Raw genomic sequence first — 22,748 nt, 5'->3', positions numbered from 1 at the left:
GTTCTAGTCAAATAAAGCCGACTATGTTTGTAATTATTCCGCTTCTCTCCTGATTTAGAGCAAAGTTACTAGGCCTATGGCGTAATAAATGAAAATTAATTACAAAATAACAAGTTAAATTAGTGTTAACGGTTAACTCATTGTGGTGATAAATAACCGTCTGTACAGCTCATCGGAGCTGTACAGGTACGTTGTCTTTTTATTTCGCTAACAACAGTATTTGACCATTGCTTTAGACAGTACATCAATGGTCGGGTCAATAAAATCAAAAGCAAGAAACTCATCTGGCTGGTGGGCCTGATCGATAGAGCCCGGTCCAAGTACCAAGGTTGGGCACAGTTCCTGTAGAAATGGCGCTTCTGTACAGTAGTTCACGGTTTGAGAGCTGGTTTCACACAGTTCTTCTACGCCACCAATGAACGGGTGGTCATGAGGGCACTCGTAACCCGGAATCGATTCGTGCAGAGGTACTATCTCAATGCGTCCCGGCCATTTGGCTTCCACTTCTTTTAAAGCTCCGCGCAGCATGTTCTCCAGACCATCTAAGCTAATGCCAGGTAATGGGCGAACGTCGTAATGCAATTCGCAGCAGCCACAAATACGGTTTGCGCTGTCACCACCGTGAATATGGCCCAAGTTCAATGTTGGGTTAGGGATAGCAAAACCCGGGTGGTGGTACTCTTTAATTAACTTATCGCGTAGCTGCATCATGGCAAACATCACTTCATACATGATCTCAATGGCGTTAACACCAAGCGCAGGATCGGATGAATGGCCTGATTTACCCGTAACACGAATGGCGTTGGCGACATGACCTTTATGGCCACGAATTGGAACCAGGCTGGTCGGTTCGCCAATAATGCAGTAGTCCGGTTTAAACGGCGCATTAGCGGTAAAGTGTCTAGCGCCTAACATCGTGGTTTCTTCATCACAGGTCGCTAATACATAAAGTGGCTTCTTCTGTTTACTCCAATCGACTTTCTTGACGGCTTCATAAATGAAGGCAAAGAAGCCTTTCATGTCTGCCGTACCCAGACCGTAAAAGCGGTTGTCTTTTTCAGTCAGTTTATGCGGGTCGAAGTTCCAGCGCCCTTCATCAAATGGCACCGTGTCGCTGTGACCGGCTAAGAGAAGACCACCTTCGCCTTCGCCCATACGTGCGATCATATTGTGTTTGCCTGGTTCGACTTCGACCACCTCAACACTGAACCCAAGATCTTTGAACCAGGAAGCGAGTTTCTCGATGACTTTGGCATTGCCTTGGTCCCATTTTGGGTCGGTGGAGCTGATCGAAGAGGTGCTGATGAGTCCTTCATAGACCTCTAGAAACGTTGGTAATTGCATGGATTCTTCAAATCTCCTATTGACAGACAGAGCACAAAACTGTAAAACACATATTAAATCATATTTAATGAATAAAAAATCAAAATATAGCAAAAATTAAATATGAATAGTCACTTGAGCCTTTAAGTTTACGGATGTTATAGAATGCTAAAAACCACGATTATCGGAGCCAGCGGTTACACCGGCGCAGAGTTAGCTTTAATGGTTAACAAACACCCAGAACTCACGCTATCAGGTTTATACGTTTCCGCCAACAGTGTAGATGCAGGAAAAAGTATTGCCCAACTGCATGGCAAGTTAGCTGGCGTTATCGATATGCCAGTGAATCCGTTAACCGATCCAAAACAAGTGGCTGAAGAATCTGATGTGGTGTTTTTAGCAACAGCACATGAAGTCAGCCATGACCTCGCCCCAATTTTCCTTGATGCCGGATGTCAGGTTTTCGATTTATCTGGCGCGTTCCGTGTTCAGAGCGAAGGCTTTTACGACACGTTCTATGGCTTCAAGCATCAATTTAACAACTGGCTAGATAAAGCGGTGTACGGCTTAGCGGAGTGGAACTTCGAAGCAATTAAAAACACTCCTTTAGTCGCGGTAGCTGGCTGCTACCCAACAGCATCGCAATTGGCCATCAAGCCCCTTTTAGAAGGTGGTTTATTGGATACTCAACAATGGCCAGTGATCAACGCGACGAGTGGCGTGTCTGGTGCAGGCAGAAAAGCGTCGATGACCAACAGCTTCTGCGAAGTGAGCCTGCAACCTTACGGAGTGTTCAACCACCGTCACCAACCAGAGATCGCTCAACACTTGGGTTGTGATGTGATTTTTACGCCTCATCTGGGCAACTTTAAGCGTGGCATTCTAGCCACCATCACAATGAAGTTGTCCGCAGGTGTGACTGCAGAGCAAGTGACTCAGGCGTTCGAACAAGCGTATCAAGGCAAGCCTGCGGTACGTCTAAAAGGCGATGGTATTCCACGTATTCAGGATGTTGAAAATACGCCTTTCTGCGATATCGGCTGGAAGATTCAAGGCGAACACGTGATTGTGATTTCTGCCATCGACAACCTACTCAAAGGTGCATCAAGTCAAGCGATGCAATGTTTAAATATTCATTACGGTTACCCAGAACTGACAGCGTTGCTGTAGTCGTTGATAGAGGGAAAAGCAATGACGCAAACCAATCAAGCTCCATTAGTCATTAAGCTAGGCGGTGCAGCTTTATCTTGCACAAAAACCTTAAGCCAACTTTTTGGTGCCATCGCGGCCTATCAAAGTTCGGCGCAGCGACAAATCGCCATCGTTCATGGCGGTGGCTACTTGGTGGACGAGCTAATGAGCAAGTTGCAACTCGAAACCGTAAAGAAGCACGGATTACGCGTGACGCCATACGATCAAATTCCAGTTATTGCCGGAGCACTAGCGGGTACAGCAAATAAGTTACTACAAGGTCAGGCGATTGCAGATGGTCTTAACGCAGTGGGCATGAGCTTAGCGGATGGCGGTTTATGTCAGGTAGAAGAACTCGATCCGGAATTGGGCGCAGTAGGTAAAGCCTCTCCGGGTGATTCAACACTGATCCAAGCGATCTTAAACACTGGTGCGCTGCCAATCATCAGTTCAATTGGCCTGACAAAAGAAGGTCAACTGATGAACGTCAATGCGGATCAAGCGGCCGTTGCGGTTGCTGGTGCACTGGATGCGGAGTTGGTTCTACTTTCAGATGTAAGCGGCGTTTTGGATGGCAAAGGTCACTTGATCAAAAGCTTGTCTGAAAAAGAAGCCGATGCATTGATCGAAGGTCATGTGATCACTGACGGCATGATCGTCAAAGTTAAAGCCGCTTTGGAGGCTGCCAATGATCTTGGTCGTCCTATCGAAGTAGCAACCTGGCGTTACCCTGAGAAGCTGGAGCAGCTATTTGCTGGTCAGAGCATCGGTACGCAATTTCTGCCTCAATAACGTCGCAGTAAAGAATTTAAAGAATTAAACATTAGGAAGTAGTTGGCACTGACCGCCGAGAGCAGAGCCAGTTAAATTTGGAGAAAAAAATGAGCAAAGTGAACGTAAATAAAGTAGTAGTCGCATACTCAGGCGGTCTAGATACTTCAGTAATCATCCCGTGGCTAAAAGAGAACTACAACTGTGAAGTTGTGGCGTTTGTCGCTGATGTAGGCCAAGGCGCAGAAGAGCTAGAAGGCATTGAAGCGAAAGCGAAAGCATCAGGTGCATCTGAATGTTACATCGCTGACCTGAAAGAAGAGATGGTTGCAGACTACGTCTACCCAACGCTAAAAACTGGCGCTTACTACGAAGGTAAATACCTGCTAGGTACTTCAATGGCGCGTCCAATCATCGCGAAAGCGCAGGTTGAAGTGGCTCGTAAAGTTGGCGCTGACGCACTGTGTCACGGCTGTACTGGTAAAGGTAACGACCAGGTTCGTTTTGAAGGTGCGTTTGCAGCACTAGCACCAGATCTACATGTTATCGCGCCTTGGCGTGAATGGGATCTAGTAAGCCGTGAGCAATGTCTGGATTACCTGGCTGAGCGTAACATTCCTTGTTCAGCATCTCTGACTAAGATTTACTCACGTGATGCAAACGCATGGCACATCTCAACCGAAGGTGGCGTACTAGAAGATACTTGGAATGCACCAAACGAAGACTGCTGGGTATGGACAGTTGATCCAGAGCAAGCACCAAACGAAGCTGAATACGTGACGCTAAAAGTTGAGAAAGGTGCCGTGGTTGCAGTAGATGGCGAAGCAATGACGCCATACAATGCGCTAGTTTACCTAAACGAGAAAGGCGCGAAGCACGGTGTTGGTCGTATCGATATCGTAGAGAACCGTTTGGTGGGCATGAAGTCTCGTGGTTGTTACGAAACTCCGGGAGGCACCATCATGATGGAAGCACTGCGTGCCGTTGAGCAGCTAGTGCTAGACAAATCATCATTCGAATTCCGTGAAGAGCTAGGTCTTAAAGCTTCTCACCTTGTGTACGATGGTCGTTGGTTCACGCCACTATGTAAGTCAATCCTAGCGGCTTCAGAAGAGCTGGCTCAAGATGTGAATGGCGAAGTGGTTGTTAAGCTATACAAAGGTCAGGCAACGGTTACTCAAAAACGTTCTGACAACAGCTTGTACTCAGAAGAGTTTGCAACCTTCGGTGAAGACGAGGTTTACGACCAAAGCCATGCTGGTGGTTTCATCCGTCTTTACTCGCTATCAAGCCGTATCCGCGCTCTGAACAGCCAGAAGAAATAAGCATATTTCATCATTGATTAAAAAGACCTGCCATTGATTGGCAGGTCTTTTTGTTTTCAACGCGTTTTTATGTGTATGAAACTAAATTATCGTGAATAGATATGTAAAAATATTGAATTTATACTTTATTTTTTCTTCAAATTGCCGTAACGTTGGCCTATAAGAAAAAGTGAGCAAATGACCATCAATTTAGTCATCACTAATTAGAGTACTTTAGAGTTAGCAATAGTCATCAGGAGAGACGCAATGGCATTATGGGGCGGAAGATTTACCCAAGCAGCAGATACCAGATTCAAAGAATTCAACGATTCGTTGCGTTTCGACTACCGATTGGCTGAGCAAGACATTGTAGGCTCAATTGCATGGTCTAAGGCATTGCTGTCTGTCGATGTGCTGTCAGCAGAAGAACAACAGAAACTTGAACTCGCTTTAAACGAGCTGAAGCTTGAAGTGATGGAAGATCCGCATCAGATCCTAGGCTCTGACGCAGAAGACATCCACTCTTGGGTTGAGCAGCAACTTATCGGTAAAGTGGGTGACTTAGGTAAAAAACTTCATACTGGCCGTTCACGTAACGATCAGGTAGCTACCGACCTTAAGCTTTGGTGTCGTCAACAAGGTCAGCAATTATTGATTGCTTTAGACCGTCTGCAATCGCAAATGGTCCACGTTGCTAAGCAACACCAAGGCACGGTATTGCCAGGTTACACTCACCTTCAACGTGCACAACCTGTGACTTTTGCGCACTGGTGTCTGGCTTACGTTGAAATGTTTGAGCGTGACCACTCTCGTTTGAGTGACGCACTACAGCGTTTAGACACCTGTCCACTGGGCTCTGGTGCACTGGCGGGTACGGCTTACCCAATCAACCGTGAGCAACTGGCGCACAATCTTGGTTTCCACCGTGCAACGCGTAACTCGCTGGATTCGGTATCAGACCGTGACCACGTGATGGAACTGATGTCTGTTGCTTCTATTTCAATGCTGCACCTTTCGCGTCTGGCTGAAGATATGATTTTCTACAACTCAGGTGAGTCGAACTTCATCGAGTTGGCTGATACGGTGACTTCTGGCTCGTCATTGATGCCACAGAAGAAAAATCCAGACGCACTTGAGTTAATCCGTGGCAAAACTGGCCGTGTTTACGGCGCGCTTTCTGCGATGATGATGACTGTTAAAGCGCTGCCACTGGCATACAACAAAGACATGCAGGAAGACAAAGAAGGTTTGTTCGACGCATTAGATACCTGGAACGACTGTATGGAAATGGCAGCGTTGTGTTTCGATGGTATCAAAGTCAATGGTGAAAGAACGCTGGAAGCGGCGAAGCAGGGTTATGCGAATGCGACTGAGCTGGCTGATTACCTAGTTGCGAAAGGTATTCCATTCCGTGAAGCTCACCATATTGTTGGTGTTGCCGTAGTCGGTGCGATTGAGAAAGGCTGCGCGCTTGAAGAGCTGTCTTTAGAAGAGCTGAAAGTATTCTCTGACGTCATTGAAGATGATGTGTATGAGATTCTTACTATCGAATCTTGTCTTGAAAAACGTTGTGCGCTTGGTGGTGTGTCACCACAGCAAGTGGCTTATGCGGTTGATCAGGCAGACAAGCGTTTAATTCAGCGTGATAATGCGGCAGTTAAAGTACGTCCTGCGCGTCTGACTGACATCGAGACGCTAGAAGGTATGGTCGCTTACTGGGCTAACCTGGGTGAAAACCTGCCACGCTCTCGTAATGAATTGGTGCGCGATATTGGCTCATTTGCGGTCGCAGAGCATCATGGTGAAGTTACTGGTTGTGCTTCATTGTACGTCTATGACTCTGGGTTAGCCGAGGTTCGCTCTCTGGGTATTGAAGCTGGCTGGCAAGGCCAGGGGCAGGGTAGTGCGATTGTGAACTACTTGGTGGAAAAAGCCCGTCAAATGGCGATCAAAAAAGTCTTTGTGTTAACAAGAACACCTGAGTTCTTTATGAAACAGAACTTTGTACCGACTTCGAAATCTCTATTACCGGAGAAAGTACTGAAAGACTGTGACCAGTGCCCTCGTCAACATGCGTGTGATGAAGTTGCGCTGGAGATCAATTTGGTCGAGCAGTTGATCCAGAAAAGTTATGTAGCATAAATGGTCGATCGTTTTAGCATTCAACGACATAACTGAGTGGCGATATCGTTACATAAGTATTTGCTAAAAAATTCGAAAAAAGATGGAACCTTTAAGAGGAAGCCGGGTCTATTAAAGTACCACTGCTTTTTCTTAGAAGAATCTAAGAGAGCCCCAGAATCGATATTGATTTTGGGGCTTTTTTCTATCTGTAATTTGAGTAATGAGGCTGGTTTAGCCTAAGTAGGTTTCCAGCTCTTCGCTGCCGCCAATGAGTCGGCCACCAATGAATACCTGAGGCACAGTAGTACGGCCTGAAATCGCGCGTAGGCTTACTGTCGTTGCATCTTTACCCAGGATCACTTCTTCATACTGAAGCCCTTTATCAATAAGGTTCTGCTTCGCTTTCACGCAGAATGGGCAACCTGGCTTGGTGAAGACCGTAATTGATTCCTGCGTCTTGTAGTCAGGAGCGATGTAGTTGAGCATTGTATCCGCATCTGACACTTTAAACGGGTCGCCTGGCTCATTAGGTTCAACAAACATTTTTTCAACCACACCATTTTTCACCAACATGCTGTAGCGCCAAGAGCGTTTACCAAAGCCTAGTTCACTTTTATCAACCAGCATCCCCATACCCTCGGTGAATTCACCGTTTCCGTCAGGGATGAAGGTAATGTTTTCCGCTTCTTGCTCTTGTTTCCATGCGTTCATTACAAACGTGTCATTAACTGATACACATAAAATTTCATCCACGCCGTGCTCTTTAAATACTGGAAGCAGTTCGTTGTAGCGAGGCAAATGGCTTGAAGAACAAGTCGGAGTAAACGCGCCTGGTAAACTGAATACGATGACCGTTTTGTTTTTGAAAAGCTCATCCGTGGTGAGATTAACCCAGCTGCCGTTTTGACGAGTAGGGAAAGTAACTTGTGGGATGTTCTGACCTTCTTTAGAGATAGACATAGTGTTCCTTTTAATTCTTTTTAGTCGTGAGCGTTCGGCTCGTGTCTGTTCTGTTTGATTAGGCTTATTATGATAAAAATCTTTTGATAGCTGTAATCGTTTAGTGTTATGGTTTTGATAGGTGTTAACTATCACTAAATAGAAGCGAATCGTGTGTTATGAATATTAGGGACTTTGAGTACCTCGTCGCGCTTGCGGAACATAAACACTTCCGTAAGGCGGCAGAAGCATGTTTTGTCAGCCAGCCGACCCTTAGCGGACAAATTCGTAAGTTAGAAGACGAGCTTGGAACAACGCTTTTGGAGCGCAGCAGCCGCCGAGTGCTGTTTACTGACTCTGGTTTACAACTGGTGGATCAAGCAAAACGTATTTTAAGTGAAGTGAAAATGTTTAAGGACATGGCGAGCGGCCAAAATGGCGCGATGACCGGTCCATTGCATATTGGCTTTATACCTACAGTCGGTCCTTACTTATTACCCAAAATCCTGCCAGATCTAAAAGTTGAATTTCCGGATCTGGAGTTATTCCTGCATGAAGCGCAAACCCAGCAACTGGTGCATCAGTTGGAAGATGGTAAGTTGGATTGTCTGGTACTGGCGTCCGTGGCAGAAACCGAACCATTCAAAGAGATCGAGGTGTATAACGAGCCGTTAAGTGTGGCAGTACCTTGCGATCATGAATGGGCATCGTTAGATAAAATTGACATGATGTCCCTTAAGGGGAAGACGGTACTGGCTCTCGGAGATGGCCACTGCTTACGTGATCAGGCGCTCGGCTTTTGTTTTGCGGCAGGTGCAAAAGATGATGAGCGATTCAAAGCTACGAGTTTAGAGACGCTGCGTAATATGGTGGCTGCAGGCGCTGGGATCACTTTGCTACCTCAGCTATCACTGCCACATGAAAAGCAAAAAGATGGCGTTAGTTACATTCCAGCGGTAAATCCGACGCCCACTCGTAAAATTGTTCTGGTGTACCGTCCTGGCTCACCACTTCGTGCACGCTTTGAAGCGCTTGCGGCGAAGATCAAAGATATTCTGGCGAGTTACCCATCCTCTATTGCCGCTTAATAGCGATGAGTTGATATAAAAAAAGGGGAGCTATTGGCTCCCCTTATTGTTTATTGTGCAGGTTTTAGAACAGTTCTTCGGTTGCTCCACCACCGCTGGAGTAAATACTGTCTTCCAAGAAGCTACCTGAGTATTCTGTTGGCTCTGTGCCTTTCTCGAAGTATTCCATCATAGAGCTACCATCGACATTGTCGGTCAGCATGCCGCTACTACGATCAATGCGTACTTGTACAATGTTGTCCGGAACCTGTTTATTCTGCTCTGGTGTGTTTTCAAGCGCCACACGCATAAAGTCGATCCAAGCTGGCTCGGCTGTTTTACCGCCAGCCTCTGCACCAGATACTTGGCCTTGACCTAGGTTACTGTTCACCGTAGCACGACCAAGCGCTCGTGAGTGGTCGTCAAAGCCAACCCAGGCGACAGCTACAACACCTGGGCCATATCCATTATACCAAGCATCTTTAGAGTCATTCGTTGTACCCGTCTTACCGCCAATATCACGACGTTTCAACGATTGTGCACGCCAACCTGTGCCATTCCAACCTGTACCTTCACGCCAGTCACCGCCACCCCAAATATTGCTGTACATCATTTCACGCATCAGGAATGCATTTTCTTGTGAAATAACTTGAGGGGCGTATTGAGGCTCATCACTGTCTAGCGCGTTGTCTGTTGCTAACCCTTCAATCTCGACATCTTGCTCACCAAACTCATTCGCAAAGCGATCCTCGGTGTATTGTTCGACGACTTGTGGGCAGTTCTGCTTACAAACGCTCTTAGGGTTTGCTTTAAACAGAACTTCACCGAACGCATCTTCAATTCGGTCGACATAGAACGGTTCAACATAGTAACCGCCATTGGCAAATACGGAATAACCTTGCGCGACTTTCATCGGCGTTAAGCTACCAGCACCAAGAGCAATGGTTTCTGAGCGCGGAACATCGTTAATATCAAAACCAAAACGTGTTAGGTATTGACGTGTTTCATCCAGACCCACTTCGCGTAGTGTACGAACCGCCATTACGTTCTTAGATTGAGCAAGGCCGATACGAAGGCGAGTTGGACCACCGTAAGTTGGCGGTGAATTTTTTGGTCGCCATGCAGAACCAGAGCCTGCATCCCATTTGTTAATAGGTGCATCGTTGACGAGCGTCGCCAGCGTTAGACCTTTATCGATAGCGGCAGAATAAATGAACGGTTTGATACTCGAACCTACCTGACGTACCGACATGGTTGCACGGTTAAACTTGCTATGGATAAAGTTAAAGCCACCCACCATAGACAAGATAGCGCCGTTTTCTGGATTCATGGCGACAAACGCGGTATTGGCATTCGGAACCTGACTCAGCTTCCAATTGTGTACTGTATTACCTTCGTCATCGCTAGAGCTCATCTCACGAACCCAGATCTGCTCACCTTCAGAGAGGATATCCTGCGCTGATTTTGGTGCGGAGCCCTGACGATTATCCGTTAGGTATTTACGTGCCCAGTTCATGCCTGACCAAGGGATCGTTTGCATCTGGTTGTTCTTCACCCATACCTGCGCCGTTTTCCCTTCTACTTTGGTTACTACTGCAGGAGAAAGGTCGCCGTAGGTAGGCTGCTTCTTAAGGTGCTGTTCAATTTGCTCGGTATCCCAGGCACTTTCACCTTTTTTCCAAAGCGCTTTTTCGGCACCACGATAACCATGACGTTCATCGTAGGCGAGCAGGTTATTTACGGCAGCAGCGTTTGCGGCATCCTGAAGTTTTGAATCTACCGTCATGTAGATGTTCATACCTGACGTATAAGCTTTTTCTTCACCGAACTCTTTCACTGCCCAAGCACGAGCTAACTCAGCAACATACGGTGCTGATAACTCGATCTCCGCACTGTGATAGCGCGCTACGATCGGTTCATTACGAGCCTCATCGTACTGTTCTTGAGTGATGTAATCCTCATCCAGCATACGCATTAGGACGACGTTACGACGGTTAGTTGCACGCTCTAATGAGTAAATCGGGTTCATGGTTGATGGCGCTTTTGGCATACCAGCTAACGTTGCGATTTCACTGAGTGTCAGTTCGTTGAGACTTTTCCCAAAGTAAACCTGCGCAGCTGCACCAAAACCATATGAGCGGTAACCGAGGAAGATCTTGTTAACGTAAAGTTCCATGATCTCTTGCTTACTCAGCAGTTGCTCAATGTGGATTGCGATGAAAATCTCTTTAATTTTACGCATGAGTTTCTTCTCATTTGATAAGAAGAAATTACGCGCCAACTGCTGAGTAATGGTACTCGCCCCTTGCTTTGCTGAACCAGAAAGCGCAACGACTACTGCAGCACGAGTGATACCGATTGGGTCGATACCAGGATGCTCGTAAAAACGGCTGTCTTCTGTTGCGATTAACGCATGAATCAAGTCTTGAGGAATTTCATCATAAGTTACAGGAATGCGACGCTTTTCACCGAACTGTGCGATCAGCTTCCCGTCTTGACTAAACACCTGCATAGGTGTTTGTAATTCAACGTCTTTTAGAGTTGCAACATCTGGTAATTCAGGCTTCACGTACTGATAGAAGCCAAAAATAGTGGTGACTCCAAGAATTATGCAAATCAATGTTAATAAAAATAAACGCTTTATGAACTTCACCGGAGAATCCCTGATTGGTTGAGGCTGTGTAACTGCAAACCCTTGTACTCTTAGGTCAAAAATTTAGCACATAGAGATATTAACTCTTATTTGGGCGTTAATAACAACCTTTGCGCGAAGAAATTTCGGAGCGAGAGTAGAAGATGGATAAGCGAATCGTTACAGGCATCGATATAGGCCATAACAGCCTCAAAGCCGTCGTACTTAAACCCAATGGCGAGCAATTCGCCTTGTTGGGTTACAAAGAAATATTACTTAAGGATGGTATTGTCGCTGAAAATAACACCATAAATCATCAAGAAATTGTAAATACCCTTAAACAGGTGAAAAAAGACCTGCCATTTGGTGCAAGCAGAGTGGCAATTTCAGTCCCTGATAATGCAGTTATCAGCAAAAAACTGCACATCGAACAAGACCTTGAAGAGAACGAAATAGAGTTCGCGGTCGTGCAGGCATTTTCTCATCAATCTCCTTTCCCTGTAGATGAGTTGAGTCTGGACTTTGTCCGTCTGAATCATGAAGGAGGCCTGCGAGGGCCAGTTAGCTACCAAGTTTTTGCGACACGTAAAGATGTCGTGGAGAGTCGGGTTGAAGCAATACGTAAATCCGGTTTTAAACCTGTTCTCGTCGAGGTCCATTCACAAAGCCTCGGGCAGATATGGAAACTGGCCACAGAACGTTTTCCAGATAAAAGTCAGTACGGTTTGCTTGATGTTGGTTCTGTGTCGAGCTCTTTCACGATGTTCACCGAGCAAAACGAGCTATTTCATAAAGAGTTTGCCTGTGGAACAGGTTCCATTCATTGCTCTGTGCAGGAAAGCCCTCTGTCCGGAGAAGAACAAGCCAAAACGAGTCAATTCAATCGTCAGATGGTCGATCGTGTCAAACGCCAGATACAGCTTTATACGTCCATTAACGGATCACAAAACATCAAAGGTCTTTGGTTATCCGGTGAAGGGTCAACAACGCCAATGCTGGCTGAGGAGCTATCTCATCAATTGGCGGTCGAGTGCGAGTTACTGAACCCGTTAGGCTTATTTCAAATGAACGTCGCTAAACGTAAGCGTCGAGCGGCAGAGTGGCAGCACTTTTCAACCGCCGCTGGCTTGGCAGTACGAGGTATCCAATGGTTAGGAGGTCGCCGTGCTTTATCGAATTAACTTATTGCCCTGGAGGGAGAACCAAAGGGAAGAACATCGCCGTCGTTTTGTTGGCATGTTCATTCTGGGCTTGTTTTGTGCTGTTGGTATTCAATGGGGGATTGGGAAGTTTTATGAGATCCAACAAGATCAGCAGCAAGACCGACTCGATTACCTTACTCACTATATTACGGAACTTGATCAACGTATTGAAGCAATGAAAATTGCCGAGCAAGAGCATAGCAAAATATTAGAGCGTTTGAAGGTGGTTGAAGGTTTGCAAAATGGTCGCAACAAAACCACAGAGTTCATGAACCTGATGCCTGCTGTTATTCCTGAAGGCGTTTACGTCGATAAGATCAAAATGAATGATCTGGAAATCGAAATCGCGGGGATTTCTGACAGCACACCACGTCTGGCAACCATGCTCGATAACATGGAGCGTTCGGCAAAGCTATTGGACGTTGAAATGCACTCTATTGTCCATGGCAAAGAACGCTTCGGTAAAGAATTTCAAACCTTCAAAGTGTCTTTCATGTTTAAAGCAGTAGAGCCGGAAGAGGGAGGTCAGCATGGTTAATTGGCAAGATCTGGAAATGGATGAGATTGCTGAGTGGCCTTTAATTCCTCAGTTGCTCGCCATTAGTTTGTTCATTCTTTTGCTCCAAGGTGTCGGCTATTGGTTCTACCTAGTGCCTAAGGAAGAGCGGTTAAATGACCTCATCCAGCAGGAAGAAACACTCAAAGTTGCGTTACGAATTAAAGCCAACAAAGTTGCCGCATTACCGCAGCTCCAATCTCAGTTAGATGAATTGACTACACGTTACGAGTTGTTGTTGCAGCAATTGCCCGCCCAGAAAGAGTTAGCCACGATGCTGGCGTCCGTCAATGAGCTCGGCATAGACAATAAACTGACCTTCACACGCATTGACTGGGGAGAAAAGCAGTCTGATCACTTTCTATATCAGCTGCCACTTAACATCGAGTTAACCGGTGATTTTCATGACATCGGCCGTTTCTCACAAGCGATTGCAACTTTACCTCGCATCATCACTTTTCAAGATGTGACTTGGCAACGCGTCAGTCAGGAGAGTGAAACGCTGCACTTCCGGGTAAGAGCACACACCTATCAGTTCAAGCCAGAGGAAAAGAAAGATGAAAAATAAATCTTTGCTGATGGTTCTGATAGGGGCGTTGCTGGTGGGGTGTCAGGCAAATGATGAGTCGTTAACGGACTTTATTCGTGACGTTGAAAATCAGGCGAGGCGGGATGTTGAGAAGCTCAAACCATCGGACCAATATGTCGCGGTTGCCTACGCGCCGCAAACAATGAGAGCGCCTTTTGAATTACCCCGAGAGGCGACGATTGCGACTCAACCTATTGCGAGAAAAGACTGCTGGCAGCCGCCATCCAGAACTCGTACTGGCAAGTTAGAAAAAGTTCCGTTAAGTCAGCTAAGGCTGAAAGGCGTTATGGGGATAGGTAGCACAGTCTCCGGGCTTGTGCAGGCTCCGAATGGAACGGTTTACAAAGTCGCCCCCGGTCAGTATCTCGGACGTAATAACGGTAAGGTCACCAAAATTACCCATTCTTACTTACTGATCGACGAAACGCTGCCTGATGGTTTGGGTTGCTGGCAGAAACGCAAAGTAAAGCTGGCTTTGAGATAGATAAACCTCTAATTATTTTTGATATTGAGTGATGATAATGAGACAAGGACTTACACGTACACCAAGGATGCTCACTGGGCTCTTATCCTTTTGGTTAGTTTTACTTTTTACCCCTTTTGCTTTGGCTGATGGCGGGATGTCTAATGCGTTAAAGAGTATCGACTTTCGCACGAATAAGGACAAAGACGCGGTGATTGTGGTGGAACTGTCTTCACCAGCTGCGATTGTCGATATTCAGCGGGTTCAGGAAGGACTGAGCATCGACTTGCTGAATACGTCAGTGAAAGATGAGCAGTTATATCTCCTCGATGTAAAAGACTTTTCAACGGTAGTGGACAGCGTGGAAGTCTTTCGTGATACCTCGACGACTCGTTTGGTTACGCACATCAGTGATGATTACACCCACGATTACCGCTTGGCAGGGCGCTATTTGGAAATCACGGTCAGTAAACTCAAGTCTGATGAAAAAACACCAGATAAGAGCATTTTAGAGAAAGAAGGCAAACTGATATCGATTAACTTCCAGGATATCCCGGTACGTAACGTCTTACAGCTCATTGCCGACTATAACCAGTTTAACCTGGTGGTATCAGACTCGGTCGAAGGCAACCTGACACTGCGACTTGATGGTGTACCTTGGCAGCAGGTTTTGGACATTATTCTGCAAGTAAAAGGGTTGGATAAGCGAGTAGATGGTAATGTCATTCTGGTCGCGCCGACCGATGAACTTGACCTTCGAGAGAAGCAGCAACTAGAGAAGCAGCAACTTGAAGAGGAAATGGGCGAACTGTCGTCTGAAATCATCAAAGTGAATTTTGCCAAAGCATCCGATATCGCTGAGATGATTAATGGTGAAGGCAATATCAGCATGCTCTCTGAGCGAGGCAGCATGACGATTGATGAGCGCACTAACTCACTATTGGTCAGAGAATTGCCAGAGAATATTTTGGTTATTCGTGACATTATCGAATCACTCGATATTCCGGTTAAGCAGGTCCAAATCGAAGCGAGGATTGTCACCGTTAGTGAAGGGAATATGGATGAACTTGGCATTCGATGGGGATTCTCTTCCATCAACGGCAATAACACCGTTGGTGGCTCGATTGAGAATAACCTCGCAACCATTGGGCTTTATGAAGGTGATGGTGAAGAGGGTGAGGGCGGCAGTGTTGGAATTGATGATTTTCTTAACGTCAATCTGGCCGCTACTAACCCGAGCGCAACCAGCATTGCGTTTCAGGTCGCCAAGTTGGGCTCTGACACTTTGCTCGATCTGGAACTTTCTGCACTGCAGCAGGAGTCGAAAGCTGAGATCATCTCAAGCCCTCGTTTAATCACGACTAATAAAAAACCTGCCTATATAGAACAAGGTACAGAAATTCCGTATCTAGAATCATCATCGAGTGGTGCGACAACCATCACGTTCAAAAAAGCGGTGTTAAGTTTAAAGGTAACGCCACAAATTACCCCGGATAACCGTCTGGTGTTGGATTTAAGTGTTACTCAGGACAGACCGGGGCAAGTGGTAAAAACGGGAACTGGCGAAGCGGTCACAATAGACACCCAGAGAATAGGTACTCAAGTCTTGGTAAACAACGGTGAGACGGTTGTTCTTGGCGGCATTTTCCAACACAGCATTACCAACTCTGTCGATAAAGTGCCATTACTCGGTGATCTGCCGTTATTAGGCGCTCTTTTCCGCAGAAGTTATGAAAAAGTTGGTAAAAGTGAACTGCTGATTTTCGTTACACCAAAGGTTGTTATTCAATAGCCATAAGTGAGCAAAAAGAAGATTAGATCAAAAATAAAGTTGCATTAGTGGCACCATGCTTGGATAATTTCGGGTCTTATCACGAATTATCTGTGAGGAATTGGTGCCACAAGCCTTGTAGAACAGCGGCTTAGCTGTGTTTTCTTGTGGCGATCTTATTGAATCAATGTTGTAAATTACTGCTAAACATGGCTGAGAAACGTAATATTTTCCTTGTTGGGCCTATGGGCGCCGGCAAAAGTACAATTGGTAGACATCTAGCACAGCAGCTGCATATGGAGTTTGTTGACTCCGATACAGTGATCGAAGAACGCACTGGTGCAGACATCTCTTGGGTTTTTGATGTAGAAGGTGAAGAAGGCTTCCGTAAGCGTGAAGAATCGGTGCTTGAAGACCTAACACAAGAGCAAGGCATCGTGCTTGCAACGGGTGGTGGCTCTGTAAAGAGCAAAGAAAACCGTAACCGCCTTTCTGCACGTGGTGTTGTTGTTTACCTAGAAACGACGATTGAAAAGCAACTTGCACGTACTAACCGTGACAAGAAGCGTCCACTACTTCAAACGGATAGTCCTCGTGAAGTATTGGAGCAATTAGCTAAAGAACGTAACCCTCTATACGAAGAAGTAGCGGATTACACTGTTCGCACTGACGATCAGAGTGCAAAAGTGGTAGCCAACCAGATCGTAAAAATGCTAGAAGAGAGATAAGTATTTATCTTTTTTAAATTGGAGCACACCGATGGAACGGATTACGGTCAATCTAGCTGAGCGTAGCTACCCAATCTCTATAGGCGCCGGGTTGTTTGAGGACCCGGCGTACCTTTCTCAAGTTCTCTCAAACAAAAATGCAAATCAAAAAGTGGTCGTGATCAGCAATGTCACGGTAGCCCCTTTGTATGCAGATAAAATTCTTAATCAACTAGAACAACTTGGATGCAGCGCATCGTTGCTAGAACTGCCTGACGGCGAGAAGTACAAAAACCTGGAAGTGTTTAATCAGGTCATGAACTTTCTGCTAGAAGGAAGCTATGCGCGTGATGTGGTTATTATCGCACTCGGTGGCGGTGTTATCGGTGATTTGGTTGGTTTTGCTTCAGCGTGTTACCAGCGTGGCGTGGATTTTATTCAAATTCCAACCACCTTGTTGTCTCAAGTAGATTCCTCGGTTGGTGGCAAAACTGCGGTCAATCACCCTATGGGGAAAAACATGATTGGTGCGTTTTACCAACCTAAAGCGGTAATCATTGACACCAATTGCTTGTCTACGTTGCCTGAGCGTGAATTCGCAGCGGGTATTGCTGAAGTCATCAAATACGGCATCATTTACGACGCAGATTTCTTTGCTTGGCTGGAAGAAAACCTAGAGCGTCTGTATGCGTTGGATGAAGATGCACTAACTTACGCGATTGCTCGTTGTTGCCAAATTAAAGCGGAAGTTGTGGCTCAGGATGAAAAAGAGTCCGGCATTCGCGCGTTACTAAACTTAGGCCACACCTTTGGTCATGCGATTGAAGCTGAGCTTGGATATGGTAACTGGCTGCACGGTGAAGCAGTGTCATCCGGCACGGTAATGGCTGCAAAAACTTCGCTTTTGCGTGGGCTTATTTCTGAAGAGCAATTTGAACGTATTGTGGCGATTTTACGCCGGGCTAAATTGCCAGTGCATACGCCTGATAGCATGAGCTTTGACGACTTTATCAAACATATGATGCGCGATAAAAAGGTTCTTTCTGGTCAACTAAGGTTAGTTTTACCAACTGGCATTGGTACTGCCGAGGTCATTGCTGATACGACTCAAGAAGTGCTTAAGCAAGCTATCGAATTTGGTCGGAATATTTAATCTTGTAATGGCGCCGTTGGGCGTCATTCTTTTGTGGATTTACGGTTATTAGATGAGTGCTGCTCACGGTCTGGAATTAGATTCTCAAACAGAGCTATTAGAGCGATTGAGGTTATTAACCAACTTTGGTTCCAACCTGATCGTGATAAATGGCGATGTTGGCTTTGGTAAATCTTGGTTGGCACAACGATATCTTGAAGTGGGTGCCAGTAACAAAAACCAATGTTTGCTACTTTGTCATAGAAATCAAGATGATCTTCAGCATCGCATTCTCATATTGAGCCAACTACTCTCCGACGCGTTATTCAACCAACAGGAGCCTTTGGTTGATACTCTCGAGCGGGTATTAGGTGACGAGCGTTGTGATATCGTCATTGTCGTTGATGATGCACAGTTGTTGAGTGCGACTCTGATTTCAGAGTTATGGACACTCGTGTTGCAGGCGCAGGAAAAACCGAACTGGACAATCAATGTATTGCTGCTCACTCCACCAGGCCGATTAGATGGTGTACTTTCGCGTATAAGCTACGGGTTAGAAATAAAGCCGGTTGAGGTGGATATCGATATGCTGTCTGAAGTAGAAGCTCGTCGCTTTTTCGAGTTTTTAGTTGCACGGTATGTGGATGATCAATCGGAAAAACGAGTTCGGGATGCATTTAAGAGAGTGGATCCGATCCCGGGTGACATCATGGCATTAGGAGAGATGAAAGTGGAAAAAAGGATCATTATCCGCTCAATTGTCGGCAGCCCGCTCAAGATTACGCTGGTAATTTTGGTGTTGTTATTGCTGGTCGCTGGTGGTTATTGGTGGATGTTCAGCCAACCGAGCCCAGATGATAGAGCGCAACAATTGACCGGTAACATTGAACAAACGGCGATCCCGACTTTATCAGAGACGGAAAGTGGTAGATTGACTTCCGTGACAGGTGATTCCACTGGTTCAGGTGCTTTTAATGCAAGTGATGATTCTGACTCATTACCACCAACAGTCACCGAAGAGGTGGCCAGTGTCGGTATTGACGATACGCACCAACGTGTTGTGATTGAGTCTGATGTTGTTGACGCCCTGCTTGAAGGAAAAGAAGAGCAACCTGCTGATTCTGACGACGAACAAGCCGAAGAAGCGACAACACCAGCTCAAGGTGAGACGAACACTTCGTTGATAAAAGTGGTGAAGCCAAATGATGCTTCGTCAGTGCAATACGCTGAATCATCGGTGACGGCGACTAAACCCGTTGTTAAGTTTTCATTTGCTCGCGAAGAGCTAAAGGCGTTGTCACCTCGCGCTTATACCATCCAACTTGCTGCGATGACCTCAATGGAAGATGTACAGATATTCCTTGATGAGTATCAGTTGAATAACGAAGTGCGTATTTATCCAACGGTCCGTAATGAAGTGGAATGGTTTATCATCACCTACCGAGATTATCAGACAATTCAATTGGCTCGTGATGCCGTTGAAGCGCTGCCAGATTCACTTAAGTCGCTCAGTCCATGGGCAAAATCTTTAGGCCAGGTACAGCGTGAAATTGACCGCGTGAAATAAACCTGAGCTTCGCCGAAAAATATGTTACATTCCGCAACCTTAATTTTGGGTCGATAGATAGAGCAGTAGATGAAAAAGCAACGAGCCTTTCTAAAGTGGGCAGGAGGAAAATACGGACTGGTTGAAGACATCCAACGTCATTTACCACCGGCTCGAAAGCTAGTTGAACCTTTTGTTGGCGCTGGCTCTGTTTTTTTGAATACAGATTACGATCAGTATTTACTGGCTGATATCAACCCGGATTTGATCAATTTGTATAACCTTATTAAAGCGCGTCCGGAGGAGTATATCTCTGAAGCGAAGCGCTGGTTCGTAGCCGAAAATAACCGCAAAGAAGCTTATCTGAGTATTCGCGCTGAGTTCAACAAGACTGACGACGTGATGTATCGCTCACTTGCTTTTCTTTACATGAACCGTTTTGGTTTTAATGGCCTGTGCCGTTACAACAAAAAAGGCGGTTTCAATGTCCCGTTTGGGTCATACAAGAAACCGTATTTCCCTGAAGCTGAACTGGAGTTCTTTGCAGAAAAAGCCAAGAAAGCCACGTTTGTTTGTGAAGGCTATCCCGAGACGTTTCGTCGCGCGCGTAAAGGCAGCGTTGTTTACTGCGATCCACCGTATGCACCGCTTTCAAATACCGCAAACTTCACCTCTTATGCAGGAAATGGGTTTACGCTCGATGATCAGGCGGCACTAGCCGATATCGCGGAAAGAACCGCCACTGAACGCGGCATTCCGGTACTGATTTCAAACCACGATACAACATTAACGCGTCGTTTATACCACGGAGCGGATTTGAGCGTGGTAAAAGTGAAGCGCACCATCAGCCGTAATGGCAGTGGTCGAAATAAAGTTGATGAACTGCTGGCACTTTTTAATACCCCTGATTCAGACAGCTCTGCTTCATAGTTCTCACACTATTTGTTCTAAATAGTGGATCTCCCCACTGGCTTCGGTAGAATTGCGCGCAAATTGGTTTGCTCGTCACTACTGAGGTCAGGTATGAAAGATTTTCTTATTGCTCCATCCATTTTATCCGCAGATTTCGCTCGTCTAGGTGAAGACGTAGAAAAAGTTCTCGCAGCGGGTGCAGATGTGGTGCATTTCGATGTTATGGATAACCACTATGTGCCAAACCTGACTTTTGGTGCACCAGTGTGTAAAGCGCTACGTGATTACGGCATCACTGCACCAATCGATGTTCACCTAATGGTTAAGCCTGTTGACCGCATTATTCCTGACTTTGCGAAAGCTGGCGCATCGATGATCACCTTCCACGTTGAAGCGTCTGAGCACGTTGACCGTACTCTGCAACTGATCAAAGAGCACGGCTGTAAAGCGGGTGTAGTACTAAATCCGGCAACGCCGTTGGCAAGCCTTGAGTTCATTATGGATAAAGTAGATATGATTCTGCTGATGTCGGTCAACCCAGGTTTTGGTGGTCAATCTTTCATTCCTCATACGATGGATAAGCTACGCGCGGTACGTAAGATGATTGATGAATCAGGTCGTGATATTCGCTTGGAAATTGACGGTGGCGTTAAAGTGGACAATATCCGTGAAATAGCTGAAGCGGGCGCAGACATGTTTGTTGCTGGTTCAGCGATTTTTGGTCAGCCAGACTACAAAGCCGTGATCGACCAAATGCGTGAAGAGCTATCACAGGTAAGATAAGTAATTTAACCTGCTGATTTGAAAGGCTGTCCAATGATTGGCAGCCTTTGTTGTTTCTGGTTTTCGCGAAAAGAAAATATCCACCGCGCTGAGCAAATAATCACTTGCCTAATTTGCGTCCTTTCTGTACTATTCGTGCTCCTTAAAACTCAGTCAATTATCTTTAGTTCCTTGCTTCCTCTGGACGACTGAGCCAATTGTGGAAGCTGAATAATCCGTAAGGAGCAACCAATGCGTCATTACGAAATCGTATTCATGGTGCACCCAGATCAAAGCGAGCAAGTTGCTGGCATGATCGAGCGTTACACTGGTTCTATCACTGAAGCTGGCGGTAAAATCCACCGTCTAGAAGACTGGGGTCGTCGTCAACTGGCTTACCCAATCAACAAGCTTCACAAAGCTCACTACGTTCTAATGAACGTTGAAGCTGACCAAGCTGTAATTGATGAACTAGAAACTGCTTTCCGTTTCAACGATGCAGTTCTACGTAACATGGTCATGCGTACTAAAGCAGCGATCACTGAGCAATCTATCATGCTTAAGCAAAAAGAAGAGCGTGCTCCACGTCGTGAAGAGCGTTCTGAAGCTAAGCCTGAAGCTAAGTCAGAAGCTGCTGAGTAATATTTGTTATGACCAATCGAATGGAGCTGAGCGGCACTATTGCCAAACCGCCCATTCGTAGTAAAAGCCCTGGTGGCATTGAACACTGTCGGTTTTGGCTAGAGCATCGCTCTACTGTTATCGAAGCTGATTTACCGAGACAAGTTTATTGTCGTATGCCGGTTGTAGTCAGCGGGCTTGGGTCACAAGCAATAACTCAGAATTTAGTACAAGGTAGTAACATTAAGGTAAGTGGCTTTGTCGCTTATCAGACCGGCCGAAATGGTGTTGGGAAATTAGTGTTACATGCCGACAACATTACTCAAATTTAAGATCAGGAGATAGCCCATGGCTCGTTTCTTCCGTCGTCGTAAATTCTGCCGTTTCACTGCAGAAGGCGTACAAGAGATTGATTACAAAGACGTAGCAACTCTTAAAAACTACATCACTGAAGCTGGTAAAATCGTACCTAGCCGTATCACTGGTACAAGCGCTAAGTACCAGCGTCAACTAGCACGTGCTATCAAGCGTTCACGCTACCTAGCTCTACTACCGTACACTGACAAGCATCAGTAATCGGTTCCGTTTATTAAGAAAGAGGATTAAGCAATGCAAGTTATTCTACTTGATAAAATCGGTAACCTAGGTGGTCTTGGCGATACAGTTAACGTTAAATCTGGTTACGCTCGTAACTTCCTTATCCCACAGGGTAAAGCAGTTATGGCTACTAAAGGCAACGTTGAAATGTTCGAAGCACGTCGTGCTGAACTAGAAGCTAAAGTTGCTGAGCAACTAACTGCTGCAGAAGCTCGCGCTGAGAAAGTTAACGCTCTAGAAGCTGTTGTTATCGCTTCTAAAGCTGGTGACGAAGGCAAACTATTCGGTTCTATCGGTACTCGTGACATCGCTGATGCTATCACAGCTGCAGGCGTTGAAGTCGCTAAGAGCGAAGTTCGCCTTCCTGAAGGTGCTCTACGTACAACTGGTGAGTTCGAGATCAGCGTTCAACTTCACTCTGAAGTTTTCGCAACTGTGAACCTACAAGTTGTTGCTGCTGAGTAATTCAGTATCAAGACGAAATACTAAAAAGCACCTCTTCGGAGGTGCTTTTTTTATGTCTGATGTTTGGGCATGAA

22 protein-coding genes are annotated in these 22,748 nt (G+C 45.9%); 19 read left to right on the top strand and 3 right to left on the bottom strand.

Annotation, left to right across the window (positions count from 1 at the left end; genetic code table 11):
- Positions 1-207: 207 nt before the first annotated feature.
- Complete coding sequence (gene argE, locus VEJY3_RS14300; RefSeq protein ID WP_014233160.1) at positions 208-1,344, bottom strand: acetylornithine deacetylase; 1,137 nt, start codon at positions 1,342-1,344, stop codon at positions 208-210.
- A gap of 144 nt (positions 1,345-1,488) precedes the next feature.
- Between argE and argC the strand changes: the two genes are divergently transcribed.
- From argC to argH, 4 genes are all read left to right on the top strand, one after another.
- Entirely contained in the window at positions 1,489-2,493 is a 1,005-nt protein-coding gene (argC, locus tag VEJY3_RS14295; RefSeq protein WP_014233159.1) for an N-acetyl-gamma-glutamyl-phosphate reductase, read from the top strand.
- Between the two features lie 21 nt (positions 2,494-2,514).
- Positions 2,515-3,306 (top strand): acetylglutamate kinase, encoded by a 792-nt coding sequence (gene argB / locus VEJY3_RS14290; protein ID WP_014233158.1) that lies wholly within the window; start codon positions 2,515-2,517, stop codon positions 3,304-3,306.
- An 89-nt stretch (positions 3,307-3,395) separates the two neighbouring features.
- On the top strand, positions 3,396-4,610 hold the full coding sequence (locus VEJY3_RS14285; protein WP_014233157.1) for an argininosuccinate synthase: 1,215 nt from the start codon (positions 3,396-3,398) through the stop codon (positions 4,608-4,610).
- Between the two features lie 246 nt (positions 4,611-4,856).
- Positions 4,857-6,731, top strand: a complete 1,875-nt coding sequence (argH, locus tag VEJY3_RS14280; protein ID WP_014233156.1) for an argininosuccinate lyase — start codon at positions 4,857-4,859, stop codon at positions 6,729-6,731.
- A 213-nt stretch (positions 6,732-6,944) separates the two neighbouring features.
- Here the strand turns inward: argH and VEJY3_RS14275 are convergent, their stop codons facing one another.
- Positions 6,945-7,673, bottom strand: coding sequence for a redoxin family protein (locus tag VEJY3_RS14275; protein ID WP_014233155.1), 729 nt, complete (start codon positions 7,671-7,673; stop codon positions 6,945-6,947).
- Positions 7,674-7,831: 158 nt separating this feature from the next.
- On the opposite strand from VEJY3_RS14275, the gene oxyR reads away from it, so the two are divergent.
- Positions 7,832-8,740: a DNA-binding transcriptional regulator OxyR gene (gene oxyR, locus VEJY3_RS14270; protein ID WP_014233154.1), complete on the top strand. Its 909-nt coding sequence runs from the start codon at positions 7,832-7,834 to the stop codon at positions 8,738-8,740.
- A gap of 64 nt (positions 8,741-8,804) precedes the next feature.
- On the opposite strand, the gene VEJY3_RS14265 is transcribed toward oxyR, so the two are convergent.
- Positions 8,805-11,372 carry a penicillin-binding protein 1A gene (locus tag VEJY3_RS14265; protein ID WP_014233153.1) on the bottom strand — a complete coding sequence of 856 codons (2,568 nt, stop codon included), beginning with the start codon at positions 11,370-11,372 and terminating at the stop codon, positions 8,805-8,807.
- Between the two features lie 143 nt (positions 11,373-11,515).
- Here VEJY3_RS14265 and pilM point away from each other — a divergent pair, with 143 nt between their 5' ends.
- The 14 genes from pilM (at position 11,516) to rplI (ending at position 22,674) form a co-directional block, all read left to right on the top strand.
- Entirely contained in the window at positions 11,516-12,532 is a 1,017-nt protein-coding gene (gene pilM / locus VEJY3_RS14260) for a type IV pilus assembly protein PilM (protein WP_014233152.1), read from the top strand.
- Positions 12,516-13,091 carry a PilN domain-containing protein gene (locus VEJY3_RS14255; protein WP_014233151.1) on the top strand — a complete coding sequence of 192 codons (576 nt, stop codon included), beginning with the start codon at positions 12,516-12,518 and terminating at the stop codon, positions 13,089-13,091. The genes pilM and VEJY3_RS14255 overlap by 17 nt, the downstream gene beginning before the upstream one ends.
- Positions 13,084-13,677 (top strand): type 4a pilus biogenesis protein PilO, encoded by a 594-nt coding sequence (locus VEJY3_RS14250; RefSeq protein ID WP_014233150.1) that lies wholly within the window; start codon positions 13,084-13,086, stop codon positions 13,675-13,677. The genes VEJY3_RS14255 and VEJY3_RS14250 overlap by 8 nt, the downstream gene beginning before the upstream one ends.
- The gene (locus VEJY3_RS14245) at positions 13,667-14,182 is read left to right on the top strand and encodes a pilus assembly protein PilP (RefSeq protein WP_014233149.1); all 516 of its coding nucleotides are present in this window, start codon (positions 13,667-13,669) and stop codon (positions 14,180-14,182) included. Before VEJY3_RS14250 ends, VEJY3_RS14245 begins: the two co-directional genes overlap by 11 nt.
- A gap of 67 nt (positions 14,183-14,249) precedes the next feature.
- The gene (locus VEJY3_RS14240) at positions 14,250-15,953 is read left to right on the top strand and encodes a type IV pilus secretin PilQ (protein ID WP_014233148.1); all 1,704 of its coding nucleotides are present in this window, start codon (positions 14,250-14,252) and stop codon (positions 15,951-15,953) included.
- Positions 15,954-16,141: 188 nt separating this feature from the next.
- The gene (aroK, locus tag VEJY3_RS14235; RefSeq protein WP_014233147.1) at positions 16,142-16,660 is read left to right on the top strand and encodes a shikimate kinase AroK; all 519 of its coding nucleotides are present in this window, start codon (positions 16,142-16,144) and stop codon (positions 16,658-16,660) included.
- 31 nt (positions 16,661-16,691) lie between these two features.
- The gene (gene aroB, locus VEJY3_RS14230) at positions 16,692-17,792 is read left to right on the top strand and encodes a 3-dehydroquinate synthase (protein ID WP_014233146.1); all 1,101 of its coding nucleotides are present in this window, start codon (positions 16,692-16,694) and stop codon (positions 17,790-17,792) included.
- Between the two features lie 52 nt (positions 17,793-17,844).
- On the top strand, positions 17,845-19,338 hold the full coding sequence (locus tag VEJY3_RS14225; RefSeq protein ID WP_014233145.1) for an SPOR domain-containing protein: 1,494 nt from the start codon (positions 17,845-17,847) through the stop codon (positions 19,336-19,338).
- A 69-nt stretch (positions 19,339-19,407) separates the two neighbouring features.
- The gene (locus VEJY3_RS14220) at positions 19,408-20,247 is read left to right on the top strand and encodes a Dam family site-specific DNA-(adenine-N6)-methyltransferase (RefSeq protein WP_014233144.1); all 840 of its coding nucleotides are present in this window, start codon (positions 19,408-19,410) and stop codon (positions 20,245-20,247) included.
- Positions 20,248-20,340: 93 nt separating this feature from the next.
- Positions 20,341-21,012 carry a ribulose-phosphate 3-epimerase gene (gene rpe, locus VEJY3_RS14215; RefSeq protein WP_014233143.1) on the top strand — a complete coding sequence of 224 codons (672 nt, stop codon included), beginning with the start codon at positions 20,341-20,343 and terminating at the stop codon, positions 21,010-21,012.
- A 231-nt stretch (positions 21,013-21,243) separates the two neighbouring features.
- Positions 21,244-21,633, top strand: a complete 390-nt coding sequence (rpsF, locus tag VEJY3_RS14210; RefSeq protein ID WP_014233142.1) for a 30S ribosomal protein S6 — start codon at positions 21,244-21,246, stop codon at positions 21,631-21,633.
- Between the two features lie 8 nt (positions 21,634-21,641).
- Positions 21,642-21,944 (top strand): primosomal replication protein N, encoded by a 303-nt coding sequence (gene priB, locus VEJY3_RS14205; RefSeq protein ID WP_014233141.1) that lies wholly within the window; start codon positions 21,642-21,644, stop codon positions 21,942-21,944.
- 16 nt (positions 21,945-21,960) lie between these two features.
- Positions 21,961-22,188: a 30S ribosomal protein S18 gene (gene rpsR / locus VEJY3_RS14200; protein WP_000090472.1), complete on the top strand. Its 228-nt coding sequence runs from the start codon at positions 21,961-21,963 to the stop codon at positions 22,186-22,188.
- A 33-nt stretch (positions 22,189-22,221) separates the two neighbouring features.
- Positions 22,222-22,674, top strand: a complete 453-nt coding sequence (rplI, locus tag VEJY3_RS14195; protein ID WP_014233140.1) for a 50S ribosomal protein L9 — start codon at positions 22,222-22,224, stop codon at positions 22,672-22,674.
- Positions 22,675-22,748: the final 74 nt, after the last annotated feature.

It is taken from the genome of Vibrio sp. EJY3 (assembly GCF_000241385.1).
In the GTDB taxonomy this organism is placed as follows: Bacteria; Pseudomonadota; Gammaproteobacteria; order Enterobacterales; family Vibrionaceae; genus Vibrio; species Vibrio natriegens.
Note: the sequence above shows the minus strand (reverse complement) of the source record. Positions and strands in the feature narration are given on the sequence as shown.

Bases quoted from the DNA above. Each gene is read 5' to 3' on its own strand.
- argC (WP_014233159.1), top strand. From the start codon at position 1,489: ATGCTAAAAACCACGATTATCGGAGCCAGCGGTTACACCGGCGCAGAG.
- aroB (WP_014233146.1), top strand. From the start codon at position 16,692: ATGGAACGGATTACGGTCAATCTAGCTGAGCGTAGCTACCCAATCTCT.
- argH (WP_014233156.1), top strand. From the start codon at position 4,857: ATGGCATTATGGGGCGGAAGATTTACCCAAGCAGCAGATACCAGATTC.
- VEJY3_RS14245 (WP_014233149.1), top strand. From the start codon at position 13,667: ATGAAAAATAAATCTTTGCTGATGGTTCTGATAGGGGCGTTGCTGGTG.
- rpe (WP_014233143.1), top strand. From the start codon at position 20,341: ATGAAAGATTTTCTTATTGCTCCATCCATTTTATCCGCAGATTTCGCT.
- VEJY3_RS14275 (WP_014233155.1), bottom strand. From the start codon at position 7,673: ATGTCTATCTCTAAAGAAGGTCAGAACATCCCACAAGTTACTTTCCCT.
- argE (WP_014233160.1), bottom strand. From the start codon at position 1,344: ATGCAATTACCAACGTTTCTAGAGGTCTATGAAGGACTCATCAGCACC.
- rpsR (WP_000090472.1), top strand. From the start codon at position 21,961: ATGGCTCGTTTCTTCCGTCGTCGTAAATTCTGCCGTTTCACTGCAGAA.
- rpsF (WP_014233142.1), top strand. From the start codon at position 21,244: ATGCGTCATTACGAAATCGTATTCATGGTGCACCCAGATCAAAGCGAG.
- VEJY3_RS14285 (WP_014233157.1), top strand. From the start codon at position 3,396: ATGAGCAAAGTGAACGTAAATAAAGTAGTAGTCGCATACTCAGGCGGT.
- pilM (WP_014233152.1), top strand. From the start codon at position 11,516: ATGGATAAGCGAATCGTTACAGGCATCGATATAGGCCATAACAGCCTC.
- VEJY3_RS14250 (WP_014233150.1), top strand. From the start codon at position 13,084: ATGGTTAATTGGCAAGATCTGGAAATGGATGAGATTGCTGAGTGGCCT.
- VEJY3_RS14220 (WP_014233144.1), top strand. From the start codon at position 19,408: ATGAAAAAGCAACGAGCCTTTCTAAAGTGGGCAGGAGGAAAATACGGA.
- oxyR (WP_014233154.1), top strand. From the start codon at position 7,832: ATGAATATTAGGGACTTTGAGTACCTCGTCGCGCTTGCGGAACATAAA.
- aroK (WP_014233147.1), top strand. From the start codon at position 16,142: ATGGCTGAGAAACGTAATATTTTCCTTGTTGGGCCTATGGGCGCCGGC.
- rplI (WP_014233140.1), top strand. From the start codon at position 22,222: ATGCAAGTTATTCTACTTGATAAAATCGGTAACCTAGGTGGTCTTGGC.
- argB (WP_014233158.1), top strand. From the start codon at position 2,515: ATGACGCAAACCAATCAAGCTCCATTAGTCATTAAGCTAGGCGGTGCA.
- VEJY3_RS14240 (WP_014233148.1), top strand. From the start codon at position 14,250: ATGCTCACTGGGCTCTTATCCTTTTGGTTAGTTTTACTTTTTACCCCT.
- priB (WP_014233141.1), top strand. From the start codon at position 21,642: ATGACCAATCGAATGGAGCTGAGCGGCACTATTGCCAAACCGCCCATT.
- VEJY3_RS14225 (WP_014233145.1), top strand. From the start codon at position 17,845: ATGAGTGCTGCTCACGGTCTGGAATTAGATTCTCAAACAGAGCTATTA.